The sequence below is a fragment of the Bacillus sp. FCW2 genome (genome assembly GCF_021228595.1).
Taxonomy (GTDB): Bacteria; Bacillota; Bacilli; order Bacillales; family Bacillaceae; genus Bacillus; species Bacillus velezensis.
This window is the reverse complement of record NZ_CP089436.1, coordinates 2,860,743-2,876,094: the sequence shown is the minus strand read 5'-3', so window position 1 is coordinate 2,876,094 and position 15,352 is coordinate 2,860,743. Positions and strand designations below refer to the sequence as shown.

Genomic DNA, 15,352 nt, shown 5'->3' with positions numbered 1-15,352 from the left:
GGTTATATTTGTAATAATCGTGAGAGGGGTAACGAATCGAATGTTGATGATCCAGGAACGTATCACCTTTACTTTGGAGCAGGATGACATCCATCGCCAATCCCGATGGGCCGGTTCTTTTTATATAGTACTCCTCTTGAGAGGCTGCCGCGCAGTCATATTAAGGCATAAATGTCCATTTTTAAAAATAGTGTCTATATTTGGGGTATCGTGTTAAGATGAAAGTGATTTTAAACCGGGAGGTGATTTTATGACTAAAACCATTGGTCTTATTTGCGGAAGTTTACGAAAAAACTCGTATAATCGAGCAATTGCTCAATCATTGTTTGACTTCGATAATGCGGCTCAATTTCGTTGGGTTGAAATAGACAATCTTCCTTTTTTTAACGAAGATTTAGAAATTGCCGGAGCACCAGACTCCGTAACATCCTTTAGAGCTGATATACAAGACGTTGACGGCGTCATCATTGTAAGTCCAGAGTACAATTCCGGAATTCCGGGGGTATTAAAAAACGCATTGGACTGGGCATCGAGACCGCGGACCTCTTCTGTTTTAAACAGAAAACCGGTTGGCTTAATCGGCGCAACCCCCGGAGGGTTCGGCACTGCCTTTGGTCAAACGCAAATGAGAGAAGTACTCGAAGCTATGCAAGTCAATGTTTTGCCATTTCAAAAAATGCTGATTTCGCAAGTCCATGAGAAAATTGATTCCGCTCAAAACATACTTACGGATGAACAAACGAAATGTTATCTTCAACGCTATTTACAACAGTTCATCCATTGGATTGATCATGCTCCGGTTCCCGTTCCAGATTAATTGAAGGATCATCACCCTCACGAAAAGTCACCTCAGAAATAACTTTCTATCTATACAGCATATGAATAGATTTACCGTTTTCAATTCACAAACTTACTTGCCTTAATTCAAGGAGGATTATAAAATGTCTGATCTTTATTCCCGTCTTTCAAAAGATGATGCTGCCGTGCTTTTAGTTGACCATCAAACCGGCCTTATTTCCGGTCTCGTGCGTGACTATGGCGTTGATGAATTTAAAAACAATGTATTGGCTCTCGGTGATACGGCTAAATTCTTTGATTTACCGGTTATTTTAACAACCAGCTTTGAAAACGGACCCAACGGACCGCTCATGCAAGAACTCGTTGATCTCTTTCCTGATGCGCCAAAAATAGCCCGTCCCGGACAAATTAATGCATGGGACAATGAAGACTTTGTTAAAGCCATTGAAGCGACTGGCAAAAAACAGCTGATTATCGCAGGTGTAGTTACAGATGTCTGCGTTGCTTTTCCTGCGCTTTCTGCCATTAAAGCAGGCTACGAAGTGTTTGTTGTGACAGATGCTTCGGGGACGTTTAATAAGCAAGTAGCAGATGCATCACTAACCCGTATGGCTCATGGCGGCGCGCAGCTTATGAACTGGTTCAGCGTAGCATGCGAGCTTCAGCGTGATTGGCGCAACGATGTTGAAGGTTTTGGCGCATTAATCTCCAGTCATCTTCCCGGTTATCAAAACTTAATGGGAAGCTATATGGGGGCTCAGCGGGACCTTAGTACACAAAATGCATAAAAGGAGCGCTGATTGAATCAGCGCCCCTTTTTTAAATTCGAAGTATAGCAAGGCTCTTCATGATTTAGATTTTGTGTAAATAGATGATCGGCAATCGCAAAGTTAATTAATCCTTTTCTGCTAAATGTACAGAAACAGGGAGTCAAATCCGCAGCATGTGATTACATCTGCAGCTTGAAAATCTATTTCATCTTCACCCCGGCCGGGAATGTATCTTACAGTGACGCCTTTAAGATGGCAAGTACGTCATCTTTGTTCAGTTTTTGGAAATTGCCGAATCCGCCGTATTCCATTTCTTTTGCGGCGATGTCTGCGATCAGCTCAAGCTTGTCTTCACCGATGTCATAATCCGCAAGGCGGGACGGTGCACCGAGGCTTGTCCAGAACGCGGACAATTTATCGATCCCTTCAAGCGCAATTTCTTTATCCGTTTTGCCTTCAGTATCAATGTCAAACATGTTGAGCATCAGGTTTTTAAAACGGTCTACATTTGTATCCAGCGTGTATCTCATCCAGTTCGGGAACAGAATCGCAAGTCCTCCCGCGTGAGGGATGTCATACACCGCTGATACGGCGTGCTCCATCGTATGGGAAGCCCAATCGCCGAAATAGCCCATTTGCAGCGTGCCGTTTAATGCGATCGTACCCGCGTATAAAATCGTTTCACGGTGCTTATAGTTCTCAAGGTCTTCCAAAAGTTTCGGTGCTGTTTCAATTACCGTCTGAAGGACCGCAAAACACATTCTGTCCTGAAGCGGCGTGTTTTCAACATTGTGGAAGTATTGTTCAAATACGTGGCTCATCATATCCACCATGCCGTATACGGTTTGGTTTTCCGGAACGCTGAAAGTATTCTCAGGATCTAAAATGGAGAAACGCGGATGAGTGACATTGCTGCCCCATACGAATTTTTCGTTTGTTTCCCAATTTGTGATAACGGAATCAGGGTTCATTTCAGAGCCTGTCGCCGCAAGCGTCAGCACCGTGCCGAACGGGAGTGCGTCCTGCGCCGTTACTTTTTTGCTGTAAATGTCCCATGCGTCGCCGTCATATTTCGCACCGGCCGCAATCGCTTTTGTACAGTCGATGACACTTCCGCCGCCGACTGCGAGAAGGAAATCAATCTCATGCTGTCTGCACAGCTCAATTCCTTTATTTACCGTTTCCAGACGCGGGTTCGGTTCAACGCCCGCAAGCTCATGAACGGTTGCGCCTTCTTCTTTTAAGATGCCTGTTACTTGGTCATACAGGCCGTTTCGCTTAATGCTGCCGCCTCCGTAAACAAGCAGCACGTTTTTCCCGTATTGCTTCAGCTCTTTTTTCAATTGGTCGATTTGACCTTTTCCGAAAATCAGTTTCGTCGGATTGTAGTAAGTAAAGTTCTCCATTTATCATGACCTCCAAAAAAATCGTAAGGGAATTACTATAACACAGAAAAAAAGGAGCTGCCAATCCGGCCGCCCCCTTTATGTTATTACAATGATGCTTTCAGTATCGCAAGCACGTCTTCTTTCTGCAGTGACTTGAACTGTCCGAATGCTCCGTTTGCCATCGCTTTATCTGCAATCGTATCCAGCTTCTCATCAGAAATATCATAATCAGCGAGTCTGTTCGGAGCGCCGAGGCTCGTCCAGAAATCAGACAGCTTGCTGATTCCTTCAAGTGCGATCTCTTCATCTGATCTGCCTGTCTCGTCTATATCGAAAACACGGACGGCAAGCTGTTTAAAGCGGGCCGGATTTTCTTTGAGCACATGTCTCATCCAGTTCGGGAACAGAATCGCTAAACCTCCGGCGTGCGGTATATCGTAAACCGCTGATACCGCATGCTCGATGTTGTGTGTGGCCCAATCCCCTCTTGCGCCCATTGACAGCATTCCGTTTAATGCGATCGTGCCTGTATATAAAATCGTCTCACGAAGCTCGTAGTTCTCCAGATCATTGATCAGCTTCGGCGCTGTTTCAATCACCGTGCGCAGAAGCGATTCACACATCCGGTCCTGATACGGCGTGTTTGACGTGTGGTGGAAATATTGTTCAAACACATGGCTCATCATATCGACCATGCCGTAAATGGTGTGGTCTTTCGGAACGGTAAATGTGTTTACCGGATCGAGAATAGAGAATTTAGGGTAAACGAGCGGGCTCCCCCATCCGTATTTCTCTTGTGTCTCCCAGTTTGTGATGACTGATCCGGAGTTCATCTCCGAACCGGTTGCCGCAAGGGTCAGCACTGTTCCGAACGGCAGCGCTTCTTTCGGCTGGTGTTTTTTCGTGACGATATCCCACGCGTCGCCGTCATATTTAGCGCCCGCCGCGATGGCTTTCGTGCAGTCAATGACACTTCCGCCGCCGACGGCCAATAAGAAATCGATGCTGTTTTCTTTACAGAGCGCAACACCTTTGTTCACCGTTGAGACACGCGGATTCGGCTCTACGCCTGCCAATTCATGTACGGTAACTCCTGCTTTTTTCAGCAGTTCGGTTACTTGATCATAAAGACCGCTGCGCTTAATGCTGCCGCCCCCGTATACGAGCAGTACATTCTTTCCGTACGGCTTGATTTCTTCAGGAAGTTTTTCGACCTCTCCCTTTCCGAAAATCAATTTGGTCGGATTCCAATATGTAAAGTTTTGCATGACATCTCCTCCTTTGGATTTATATTATGCAGAAAGATGACATTCAATGTAAAGCAATCCGCTTTTTTGACGGCACATCACGCGGTTTACAGACAGCGGCTTCCCGGGAAAGGCACTTGTACAGCTTGAGACAGTGTGTGATTTACACGGCGGAGAATGTAGTATGCATAGATTCTTTGCTTTGTCACAATCTATAACTGTTTCACGAATTCATAGAGGAGGTTGTTTACATGAGTGTTATTCAGCGTATCTGTCTCGTATTAACGATTATCGGCGCTATTAACTGGGGACTGATCGGATTTTTCCAATTTGATTTAGTAGCAGCCATCTTCGGCGGCCAAGGATCAGCTCTGTCGCGGATTATTTACGGTCTTGTCGGCATCGCCGGTCTGATCAATCTCGGCCTGCTGTTTAAGCCGAACGAAGAAACATCCCGCGAGGAAGCGGCAAATCCGGAAGTCAGATAAACATAAAAAAAGCACCGAACATACATATCCGGTGCTTTTTTTGATGATTATTTTTTGATAAGGTCTTTGCGGTTGGACTGTTCAATCCACTCTTCAAGCTTATCTTTCAATGTGTTGAAACCTTGCGGAGCAGATGTTTCTTCAGAAGCTTGAGCCGCTTTCGGTTTTCTTGGTTTGCTTTCTTTTCTTTCAGGCGCCGCTTGAGTCGCACGGATAGAAAGGCTGATTTTGCCTTTTTCTTCGTCAACCGCAAGTACTTTTACTTGTACTTCGTCACCGATAGAAAGGTGTTCGTTAATGTCTTTTACGAAACCGTGAGTGACTTCAGAAATGTGAACAAGTCCTTGAGTTTCTTCATCTAATGCAACAAACGCACCATACGCTTGTAATCCTGTTACTTTACCAGTGTAAACACTGCCCACTTCAAATTTTGCTGCCATTCATAACAACTCCTAAGTTAAATTAAATACAGATTATACGCAATTTAAAATTATATCATACAAGTTTGTTTTTCGCAAAGAGAACTTTTTCACATGATCATGTTTAAGCACAGAAAAATGGGGGTATACTATGATTACGAAGGCTTTCTAGTATTCCCCCCTTTTATTTGGATGCGAACCGGGTTCGTATCTTTTTTTATGCCCTTTTTTCAACAAACCGTTTGATTCTGACGAGCGCTTCCTGAATCTGCTCAATGGATGTCGCATAGGAACATCTGATGTAGCCTTCGCCGCTCGGGCCGAACACATTCCCCGGAACGACGGCTACTTTTTCTTCAATGAGCAGCTGTTCCGCGAATTCTTCTGAACTCATGCCGGTCGACTGAATGGAAGGAAAGGCGTAAAATGCTCCGCCGGGGTGGTGGCAGCCGAGTCCGATTTCGTTCAATGTCTCCACAATCAGGTTTCGGCGTCTCCGATAGCTTTTCTTCATTCTTTCGACGTCTTCCTGGCCGTTTTTCAGCCCTTCAAGCGCCGCGTACTGAGCCATGGAAGGCGCGCACATCATCGCGTGCTGATGAATTTTGAGCATGGCATCCCTGATCACGGGAGGCGCCGCCGTAAATCCGAGTCTCCACCCCGTCATGGCAAATGCTTTGGAGAAGCCGGAAATAAGAACCGTGCGTTCCTTCATGCCGCGGATGGCCCCCATGCTCGTGAATGGCTCATCATACGTCAGCTCGGCATAAATTTCATCGGCAAGCACGATCAAGTCGTGTTTTTCAGCGAAAGCAGCGATGGATTCAAGCTCTTCTTTCGAATAGACAGAACCTGTCGGATTTGACGGCGAACATAGAAGCAGCGCTTTTGTTTTGTCCGTCAGGGCTGCTTCAAAATCGGCTGCTGATGCTTTGAAACCTTTTGCAGCGACAGTCTGAATCGGCACCGGCTTCGCCCCCGTCAGGGTCACGAGTGATTCATATGCGACAAAACACGGTTCGGGAATTAACATTTCTTCTCCAGGATTCATAATGGCGCGGACAGCGAGATCAAGCGCCTGGCTTGCCCCTACAGTAACGATCAGTTCACTGTCAGGCGAATAACTCAGGCCGAACCGCTGATCTAAGTAGCGGCTGATTTCTTCTCTCAGTTCATAAAGACCCGCATTTGCCGTATAAGCCGTATAACCCTGTTCTAAAGAAAGAATACTCGCTTCCCTCACGTTCCAGGCCGTCACAAAGTCAGGCTCTCCCACTCCCAGTGAAATGACGCCTTCCATCGTAGCGGCCAGATCAAAGAATTTGCGGATGCCTGACGGTTTAATCTGCTGCACGTAGTCAGATAAATAAGAAGTCTTCGTTTCCATTTACGGAGACACCACGATTCTTTTGTCATCGTCTCCGCTTTCAAAGACTTTGCCGTCATGCTTATATTTTTTCAGGATGAAGTGCGTTGTCGTGGAAACGACAGACTCAAGGGTGGACAATTTTTCAGACACGAAGCTTGCCACGTCTGACATCGTGTTGCCGCGAATAACGACAGATAAGTCATACACCCCTGACATCAGGTACACTGATTCAACTTCCTGGAATCTGTATATCCGCTCAGCGACTTCATCAAAGCCGACATTTCGTTTCGGAGTGACTTTTACGTCAATCATCGCCGTGACGCCTTCCAAACCGTCGACTTTGCGCCAGTCGATCATCGCCGCATAATCAATGATGACTTTTTCCTTTTCAAGCTTTTCAATGATGCTTTTGACTTCTTCAGCGGGAATGTTTGCCATTTTCGCAATCGTTTCCGCATCAACGCGGCTGTTTTCGTCTAAAATTTCTAATATTTCTGTTTCTTTTTCGGTCAGCTTCATACGTTTCACACCTTTGCATTATCAAAAATCTTCATGACATTATATCACGATTTTCGACAAATGCTAAGAAAAACCCGAAAGAAACCAGAGCTAAAATCTGACAATTAAAAAAGCCTTTACATTACAACAAAGAAAGGACGGCGAAGGCTCTCATGGAAGCTGTTTCACCGATTAAACGGGCCGCGATAGACGGAGTTGAGCTGTATTACGAGCATTATGAAAATCCCGGCAGACAGACACTCGTCTGCGTACACGGTTTTTTATCTTCGGCATTCAGCTTCAGAAAACTGATCCCGCTGCTCAGAAACCATTATGATATTATCGCCGTTGACCTGCCTCCTTTCGGGCAATCGGAAAAGTCACGGACTTTCGTATATACTTACGCAAACCTCGCCAAGCTTCTGATCGGACTTCTGGAAAAGCTCGGTATCAGCCGGGCCGCACTCATCGGCCATTCAATGGGCGGCCAGATTTCCTTATCCGCGTCTCTTCTCAGACCCGAGCTTTTTTCTAAAATCGTCCTGCTGTGCAGCTCGGGGTATTTAAAGCGCTCGCACCCGTCGATTATATTCGGGACGCATCTCCCTTGTTTTGACCTGTATCTTAAGTATTGGCTTTCAAAAGACGGCGTGCTGAACAACCTGTTAAATGTCGTTCACGACCGGACGCTTATCGATCAGGAAATGATTGACGGTTACGAAAAACCATTTACAGACCACCAGATTTTCAAAGCGATGACAAGGTTTATCAGACACAGGGAGGGCGATTTAGAGCCCGAGGATTTGAAGAAAGTGCAAAACCCCGCTCTTTTAATCTGGGGAGAAGAAGACCGGGTCGTTCCGGTCTCAGTCGGAAAACGGCTTCATGACGACCTGCCGGATTCCATTCTGTATTCACTGAAGGATACGGGGCACCTCGTACCCGAAGAGCGCCCGGAGTTTGTTTCGGAGCGGATTTTTGAATTTATTCAATAAAAAAACCGGCGGAACCGCCGGTTTTTAAGGGGTGCAGGAGCTGCTTTCTTTTATGGACAGAAGCTGCTCGGCGGCCTTTTGGCAGCCTTCGATCGGAAGCTTTTGCTCAAATGAAGCTTCAAAGATATCCTGAATGGCTGCTGCCAGCTTGTCGGCACGGTCTTCATTGTAGACGGCCTGAACGATATCGACGGCTTCTGTCTCATAAAAATCTTCTCCATATTTAAACGGGTCCCACTTGGCAATGATTTTCATCATTTCCATGACCGCTTGGCTTTCTTCCATTTTCATCACCGCTTATAATAAAGTTTGCAATTCTATTTTATCATAGATACGCTGTGCAAAATAATGATACTACAGGAGTGACATACATGAACTTTGATCTTCGAGAAAACCGTCTTGGCACACAATCGGTGAAATGGGACAAGGCGGAAGCGTTATTCGGCGTATCGGATGCGCTTCCGATGTGGGTTGCCGATATGGATTTCCGCGCTCCCGAAGCGGTCACTGACGCCTTAAAAGCCCGCCTTGACCACGGCATATTCGGTTATACGTCTCCTGACGAAAACACAAGAGAAGCCGTCGCTTCATGGCTTGAGACGCGGCACGGCTACCGGCCCGATCCCGCAAGCATCGCGTTCAGTCCCGGTGTTGTCACGGCAATCAGCATGGCCGTACAAGCCTTTACCGAACCGGGCGATCCGGTGTTGATTCAATCACCGGTGTATACGCCTTTTTATCAGATGATCAAGGAAAACAAACGGCAGGTTTTACATAACCCATTACGGGAAGAAAACGGCGTCTACTGTATGGATTTTGAGGATCTTGAGAAAAAGCTGAACGATTCTGAGGTCAAGCTGATGATTCTTTGTAACCCCCACAATCCGTCCGGCAGAGCGTGGAGCCGGGATGAGCTTATGAAGCTCGGATCGCTGTGCGCCGCCCATAACGTCACCGTCGTTTCTGACGAGATACATTCCGACTTGATGCTGTACGGAAAGCCGCATACGCCTTTCGCTGCTCTGTCTGAGGAGTTTGCGCGGATTTCCGTTACTTGTGTCGCGCCGAGCAAGACGTTTAATATTGCCGGCATTCAGGCATCCGCCATTATCATTCCCGATCGGTATAAGCGGGCGAAATTCTCCGCCGCATTGCATCAGAACGGGATTTCCAGCCTCAACACATTTGCGGTTGCAGCAATCGAAGCGGCCTATACAAAGGGAGGCCCTTGGCTTGACGCGCTGATTCCTTACATTGAAGGGAATATGAAATTGGCTGAGGACTTTTTAAGACAAGAATTGCCGAAAGTCCGTATGATGAAGCCTGACGCTTCCTATTTGATCTGGATGGATTTCAGCGAGTACGGATTTTCGGATGCCGAGCTCAAAGAAAGAATGCTCAAAAAAGGGAAAATCATATTAGAGCCGGGAACAAAATACGGACCGGGCGGCGAAGGATTTATGAGACTTAATGTCGGCTGTTCAGCCGCCGCCGTAAAAGAAGGGCTTGAGAGAATGAAAGCAGCGCTCGCTTAGCAGCGGAAAGAACGCCTTTATCAGATGAGATAAGGGCGTTCGCTTTAGAGAAATATATACTTTTTTTTCCGGTAAAGATGTTATAATAGATTCATATTTACATAGGAAAGGATTTCGCATAAATGGAGATTGTAAAGGATTACCTGCTTCACTTCTCTTTTATTTTATTCCCTATTTTTCTTTATCAAGTCTTCTGGCTCAGCAAGCCCGATTTGCTTGTGCCGAGAGCGAACCGCCTGCTGGTCGCCGTATTTGCAGCGTCATCTTCCTTATTATGTACGGCTTTTCCCATCCAGGAGCTTCATTCCGTCCGTTACGGTTTGCAGCTGATTCCCATTATCGTCTGCCTGCTTTATTCCGGTACCGCCGCAGGACTTGCCGCAGGGGCGGCATCCGTTTTTTTTCAGCTCATATGGTTTGAACCTTCCGCTCTTTTTTTCTTATCCTTAATTCCTTTTTTAATCATCATCCCTATCCAGCTCCAAACGAAATGGCCTTTTTTTTCAAAGCGGAAGAAACTGCTTTTCGCTCTTCTCATCGGCTGCACTGAAACCGCCTTATTAACCGCATCTGTCTTCATCTATTCCGCGACCAATATTTTCAATTTTCAAAATCTACCTTCCGTTTATTATGAGGCGGCAGTATCTGTTTTTTTTCAAGTCAGCGCCCTTTTGCTGTGCATTTATTTGATTGAGATCATTGATGAGAATGCGTCCATGCGGGCAAGGCTGATTCACTCAGAAAAAATGGCCGTCGTCAGCGAGCTTGCGGCAAGCGTCGCCCATGAAGTCCGCAATCCGCTTACGGTCGTCAGAGGTTTTGTGCAGCTGCTGTTCAGCGGCGAGCAGCTTCAGGACAAATCCCACTCCGGATATCAGAAACTTGTGCTGTCCGAACTCGACCGGGCTCAGACGATCATTACGAATTATCTCGATATGGCGAAGCAGGATGACTATGAAAAAGAAAAGTTTGATATTTCTCTGCTCGTAAAGGAAACAGGTTCCTTAATGGAGTCTTATGCCCATTTTAAATCGGTGACCGTTACGGTTCGAAGCGAGCCTGATTTATATGTGTTCGGCGATGTAAAAAAACTGAAACAGGCCTTCATTAATCTGATTAAAAACAGTATTGAAGCCGTGCCCTCTGAAAACGGCCGAATCGAGGTCTCCGTCCAAAAACAGGAAGAGATGATTCTCATTCAGATTACGGATAACGGAATCGGCATGTCCGATGAAGAACTGCAGAAACTCGGCAAGCCGTATTATACGCTGAAAACGAACGGCACCGGGCTCGGGCTTACCGTGACATTCTCGATTATTCAGCATCATGAAGGCTCCGTCTGTTTCACCAGCGGCGAGCACTCGGGCACAACGGCCTCAGTCAGGCTTCCGGCAGCTGTTCACTAGCCAACCGCGTTGATCTTTTATAGAATAACTAGAGAGAGGTGAACGCTATGAATACGTTTGAAATCGGCACAATCGTAAAAGGGTTTTATAAAACAGGAGCATACATAGGGGAAGTGACAGACATCAGGCCCAATCACTATTTAGTGAAAATTAAAGCCGTTCTGACGCATCCCGCTCAAGGAGATCTTCATCATCCGAAGCAGGCGGATGTTCCGTTTTTTCATGAAAGAAGAGCGCTTGCATTCGGGGAACAGACAAACATACCGCATCAGATGGTCAAACCGTTTGATGGCGAGGTGCCTGATTATACGGCTTCCTTACAAGCGGCGTCTGCCCGGCTGAAAGATCAGCTTACAGCGGACGGCTCAGAATGGGCGGAACGTTCGCTCGCCAACTTGGCCGCGTTAGAGCGTGACTATTTTAAAAGAACTTGACCCAGTCGGCATGATTGGGTTTTTTTATGTGGCCCGGCGAAACAGTTCAGTCAGATCGACGCGATCACCGATCGTCGGAGGTTTCGGTTTTTCAAGATATTGTTTATCCCGCTCGACAAGCTTGAATAATTTGTATGTCGTCCGCGCATCATCCAGCGCTTTATGATGCGTGCCCGTCCCTTTATCGCCATACTCTTCTGCCGCTTTCCAAAGGCCGGTCAATGTTCTGTCGCCGAAAAAGTTTTTGTATTCAAGGGACAGATCCCGAAGTTCTCCTTTGAACGGAAAAGGGATATGGTTAAACATGCAATTTTGCTTTAACACTTTCATATCCATATTGCCCCAGGTGACGATCGTGCAGTTTTTATCAGGATCAAGCTCATTTAATTTGCGGATGAATTCATTAAACGTGATTCCGCCGTCCACGTCTTTTTGGGTGATGTTCAGAAAGGTTTTGCATCGTTTCGTCAGCTTCGGAAATTTTTTCGGTTTGATATAACTCGAAAACGTTTCAGTCACTTCATCATTCACCGTCTTGACAATCCCCGCTTCAATAATCTCGGGAAAGAAATTTTGCGGGCTGTATTTTCCGTCAGGCATCGTAAATTCAAAATCAATAATGAGCAGACTGCGCTGATCCACTTTTTTACACCTGCCTTTCCTCCGATCAAAAATGATATTTTATGATAGTATATCAGTTTCCCCTCTGAAACTTTCTTCATTTTCTAAAAATAATGAATTTTCCTATATCCGCATCGAAAATACAAATACCGGATTCATTCCTATATACTAATGATTAGATACACGAAAAGTAAAGAAGGTGATGTTATTTCTGTCCGTAAGAAGAACTTCGTCGTCATTTGGATTACAAATTTCTTTATTTCCGCCAGCATGACCATGATTGTTCCGTTTCTTTCGTTATATATCGAAACGATCAGCCCCCATTCGGGCGGGTATGTGCAGAGATGGAGCGGGTATGTGTTCGGCGTCACGTTTTTAATGGCATTTGTGATTTCCCCGTTTTGGGGAAGATTCGGCGATAAGCGCGGCTACAAAAAAATTCTCTTGATTACAGGAACCGGCATTGCCATCAGCATTTTATTGATGGGGTTTGTGACATCCGTTTATCAGCTGTTTGTCCTGCGGCTGCTTATGGGTCTAGTAACAGGCTTTGTTCCGACATCGCTTGCCATGATTTCGGCGCAGACGCCGAAAGAGACTGCCGGGAAGACGCTCGGCACACTGCAGATGGGTCAGGTGTCAGGAACTTTATTCGGACCGATGCTGGGCGGGCTGCTCGCTGACAGCTTCGGGTTTACGTACACATTTTTTATTACGTCCTTTGTCATTTTCGCATCTGTGCTTCTCGTTTTATTTCAGGTGAATGAGCAGCCGCTCGGCGAGAAACAAAACAAGCGGAAAACCTATTCCAGAAAACAGGTGCTCTCCTATATTTTTCACCAGCCCGCGCTTTGGGCGATGATGGTGCTTACTATGATCGTGCAGACCGGCAATTTCAGCATTCAGCCGCTGCTCGCTTTATATGTCAATGAGCTGCACGGACCTGTTAATTTAGCTTTTTTCTCCGGAATGGCGTTTTCAGCGACCGGACTCGGAAGCTTATTGCTTGCCCGGAAATGGGGGGACTTCGGCGACCGCTTCGGCCACAGCCGGATCTTAATCGTGCTTTTGATTGCCTCAGCGGTGTTTTTCATTCCGCAGGCGCTCGCCTCCTCCCTCTCCATTCTGTTAGTCTTCAGATTTCTGTTCGGCATGGTCATGGGCGGCACGCTCCCCTGCATTACGGCCGCAATCCGCGTCAGGGCGCCGGGCAGCATCCAGGGAGAGGTGCTCGGCTATAACGTCAGCTTTCGTTTTCTCGGAAATGTGCTCGGCCCTCTGCTCGGAGGTGCGGTCTCGAGCGGTTTTTCCATTTCGGCTGCTTTCTACGTCACCGCCTTTCTCTTTTTAATAGGCGCGGGGCTTTTATGGATGGCGGGACATTTGCAAAAGGATACAGCGTCAAATGCGGGCTGACCGGCAGCGATCACGATTTCTTCTAAATTTAACCTTCTCGTATTCTTAAAAGAATGATACGATATGGCTAGAAATCAGGAGAAAAGAGAGTGACCATGGTACGTAAAATAATCGGATGGATTTTGCTGCTCGGCATTATCCCGTTGTTTGCATTTACAGTTATTGCTTCCGGCAAAGAGGTAAAACAAATCAAGCCTTTTGATCAGGTGCTCGATAAACATATTGATTTAAAAGCGATCAACCTGGTTCAAAACAGTTACATGTATGACAGGGACGGAAGCCTTGTTTCTGAGATTGTCAGCGATCATGAGAACCGCGTGATCGTGCCCTTTAATAAAATACCGAATGAGGTAAAACAGCTGTTTTTAACCTCTGAAGACCGTCATTTTTATGAGCATAAAGGGTTTGACTTTATGGGGATGGTCAGGGCGGCCGCCTCCAATTTCAAAGATCATAAAATTGATCAGGGCGCCAGCACCATCACCCAGCAGCTGGCAAGGAATGTGTATTTAAGCCATGAACGCACCTTCAGCCGAAAACTGACGGAGCTGGCCTATTCCTATCAGCTTGAGAAAAAATACAGCAAAGATGAGATTTTAGAAGGCTACTTAAATACGATTTATTTTAATAACGGCGTATACGGCGTCGGTTCGGCGGCACAATTTTATTTCAGCAAGCCGCTGAAATCTCTCACTTTGGGAGAGATGGCCTTTATCTGCGCTATCCCTAATAACCCTACATTATATGATCCTCTCAAGCATTTTGATTATACGAAAAAACGACAAGTCAGATTGCTTAACGGATTGAAAAAAGCAGGCGTTATATCCGGGAAACAGCTGAAAAAAGCCGAAAAGGAAAAGATCAAGCTTGATATAAACGAAAAAACAAATAAATATCCTGACTATGTTTCCTATGTAAATGATGAATTCACACAGCTTGTTTCATCATCCGAAGGCTATGACAAACGTCTTGAAAAAGCTTCCGGAAAGGCGAAACAAAAAATACAGAGTGAGCTTTCCGACAGGGTCAGCACATTGTTAAAAGACGGCGTGAAGATTTATACGGCGCTGAATCCGTATATGCAAAACCAGGTCGTCGCCCAAGTGAATCAAAATCTGCCGTATGCAGGCGTCCAGGGCGGAGCGGCCGTGATTAATCATCAGACGCATCAGATTATCGCGCTTTCAGGCGGGAAAGATTATCATAAATATGATTTCAACCGCGCCTATCAAGCATACAGACAGCCCGGTTCATCCATTAAGCCGCTGCTTGATTACGGACCTTACATTGAAAAGACCGGCGCAACGCCACACAGCAAGATTGACGCAAGCAAATTCTGCAGTGCGGATTACTGCCCGCAGAACTATAATAACCGCACGTACGGCACGGTCACGCTGGAAACGGCGTTTAAATACTCGTACAACACACCAGCCATCAGAATCATGGACCGCGTCGGCGTCAATAAGGCGTTCAGCTACCTTGAACCGTTTCATTTCGCGAAGCTGGTCAGCGCGGATTACCGTCTGCCTGCGGCGCTTGGCGGTTTTACAAACGGCATGACGCCGCTTGAAATGACCAATGCGTATACCACGTTCGGCAACAACGGCGTTTATACGCCGAGTCACGCGATTACAAAAGTGACTGATTTAAAAGGAAAAACGATATTAAAATGGAAAGATGAGCCGACGCAGGTATTCAGCGTGCGGACCAACATGCAGATCAAAGAAATGATGAAAGCCGTCGTCAAAAGCGGTACAGGAAAGAAAGCGAACTTTAAAGCTCCGTACGTCGGCGGAAAATCAGGAACGTCAAATGACTATCACGATATGTGGTTTGTCGGCCTGACGGACGCTTATACGATGGGGGTATGGGTCGGCAAGGATACACCGTCAAGCGTCGAATACCTTCATGACGCAAGCCCTCAGCTTTCGATCTGGAAAAACACGCTGCAGGCAGCTTACTAAAGAT

16 protein-coding genes are annotated in these 15,352 nt (G+C 46.3%); 9 read left to right on the top strand and 7 right to left on the bottom strand.

Features of this window, described 5'->3' with window-relative positions; genetic code table 11:
* Positions 1-250: 250 nt before the first annotated feature.
* Both K3G25_RS14515 and ycaC read left to right on the top strand, forming a co-directional pair.
* A complete protein-coding gene (locus K3G25_RS14515) occupies positions 251-817 on the top strand; it encodes an NADPH-dependent FMN reductase (protein WP_100261974.1) in 567 nt (188 codons plus the stop codon).
* Between the two features lie 124 nt (positions 818-941).
* Complete coding sequence (ycaC, locus tag K3G25_RS14510; protein WP_014418745.1) at positions 942-1,586, top strand: isochorismate family cysteine hydrolase YcaC; 645 nt, start codon at positions 942-944, stop codon at positions 1,584-1,586.
* 215 nt (positions 1,587-1,801) lie between these two features.
* Here ycaC and K3G25_RS14505 read toward each other — a convergent pair whose 3' ends face one another.
* Positions 1,802-2,974: an iron-containing alcohol dehydrogenase gene (locus K3G25_RS14505; protein WP_003152109.1), complete on the bottom strand. Its 1,173-nt coding sequence runs from the start codon at positions 2,972-2,974 to the stop codon at positions 1,802-1,804.
* Positions 2,975-3,060: 86 nt separating this feature from the next.
* Positions 3,061-4,224: an iron-containing alcohol dehydrogenase gene (locus tag K3G25_RS14500; protein ID WP_014418746.1), complete on the bottom strand. Its 1,164-nt coding sequence runs from the start codon at positions 4,222-4,224 to the stop codon at positions 3,061-3,063.
* A 230-nt stretch (positions 4,225-4,454) separates the two neighbouring features.
* On the opposite strand from K3G25_RS14500, the gene K3G25_RS14495 reads away from it, so the two are divergent.
* Complete coding sequence (locus tag K3G25_RS14495) at positions 4,455-4,691, top strand: DUF378 domain-containing protein (protein ID WP_003152104.1); 237 nt, start codon at positions 4,455-4,457, stop codon at positions 4,689-4,691.
* 47 nt (positions 4,692-4,738) lie between these two features.
* On the opposite strand, the gene yugI is transcribed toward K3G25_RS14495, so the two are convergent.
* From yugI to K3G25_RS14480, 3 genes are all read right to left on the bottom strand, one after another.
* Positions 4,739-5,131 carry a S1 domain-containing post-transcriptional regulator GSP13 gene (gene yugI / locus K3G25_RS14490; RefSeq protein ID WP_007408653.1) on the bottom strand — a complete coding sequence of 131 codons (393 nt, stop codon included), beginning with the start codon at positions 5,129-5,131 and terminating at the stop codon, positions 4,739-4,741.
* Positions 5,132-5,327: 196 nt separating this feature from the next.
* Positions 5,328-6,497, bottom strand: a complete 1,170-nt coding sequence (locus K3G25_RS14485; RefSeq protein WP_025285179.1) for an aminotransferase — start codon at positions 6,495-6,497, stop codon at positions 5,328-5,330.
* Entirely contained in the window at positions 6,498-6,998 is a 501-nt protein-coding gene (locus tag K3G25_RS14480) for an Lrp/AsnC family transcriptional regulator (protein WP_003152098.1), read from the bottom strand.
* A gap of 152 nt (positions 6,999-7,150) precedes the next feature.
* Between K3G25_RS14480 and K3G25_RS14475 the strand changes: the two genes are divergently transcribed.
* A complete protein-coding gene (locus tag K3G25_RS14475) occupies positions 7,151-7,972 on the top strand; it encodes an alpha/beta fold hydrolase (protein WP_100261975.1) in 822 nt (273 codons plus the stop codon).
* 24 nt (positions 7,973-7,996) lie between these two features.
* Here the strand turns inward: K3G25_RS14475 and K3G25_RS14470 are convergent, their stop codons facing one another.
* Positions 7,997-8,257, bottom strand: a complete 261-nt coding sequence (locus K3G25_RS14470; RefSeq protein WP_100261976.1) for a DUF1871 family protein — start codon at positions 8,255-8,257, stop codon at positions 7,997-7,999.
* Positions 8,258-8,343: 86 nt separating this feature from the next.
* Between K3G25_RS14470 and K3G25_RS14465 the strand changes: the two genes are divergently transcribed.
* The 3 genes from K3G25_RS14465 (at position 8,344) to K3G25_RS14455 (ending at position 11,347) form a co-directional block, all read left to right on the top strand.
* Complete coding sequence (locus tag K3G25_RS14465; protein ID WP_014418749.1) at positions 8,344-9,507, top strand: MalY/PatB family protein; 1,164 nt, start codon at positions 8,344-8,346, stop codon at positions 9,505-9,507.
* Positions 9,508-9,629: 122 nt separating this feature from the next.
* A complete protein-coding gene (locus K3G25_RS14460) occupies positions 9,630-10,913 on the top strand; it encodes a sensor histidine kinase (RefSeq protein WP_014418750.1) in 1,284 nt (427 codons plus the stop codon).
* A gap of 47 nt (positions 10,914-10,960) precedes the next feature.
* The gene (locus K3G25_RS14455) at positions 10,961-11,347 is read left to right on the top strand and encodes a kinase-associated lipoprotein KapB (RefSeq protein ID WP_014418751.1); all 387 of its coding nucleotides are present in this window, start codon (positions 10,961-10,963) and stop codon (positions 11,345-11,347) included.
* A gap of 24 nt (positions 11,348-11,371) precedes the next feature.
* Here the strand turns inward: K3G25_RS14455 and kapD are convergent, their stop codons facing one another.
* The gene (gene kapD, locus K3G25_RS14450) at positions 11,372-11,989 is read right to left on the bottom strand and encodes a 3'-5' exonuclease KapD (RefSeq protein WP_003152084.1); all 618 of its coding nucleotides are present in this window, start codon (positions 11,987-11,989) and stop codon (positions 11,372-11,374) included.
* 150 nt (positions 11,990-12,139) lie between these two features.
* Here kapD and K3G25_RS14445 point away from each other — a divergent pair, with 150 nt between their 5' ends.
* Together K3G25_RS14445 and K3G25_RS14440 are read left to right on the top strand one after the other, a co-directional pair.
* Positions 12,140-13,384 carry a multidrug efflux MFS transporter gene (locus K3G25_RS14445; RefSeq protein ID WP_014418752.1) on the top strand — a complete coding sequence of 415 codons (1,245 nt, stop codon included), beginning with the start codon at positions 12,140-12,142 and terminating at the stop codon, positions 13,382-13,384.
* 89 nt (positions 13,385-13,473) lie between these two features.
* Complete coding sequence (locus tag K3G25_RS14440; RefSeq protein WP_014418753.1) at positions 13,474-15,348, top strand: transglycosylase domain-containing protein; 1,875 nt, start codon at positions 13,474-13,476, stop codon at positions 15,346-15,348.
* The last annotated feature ends 4 nt before the right edge of the window (positions 15,349-15,352 follow it).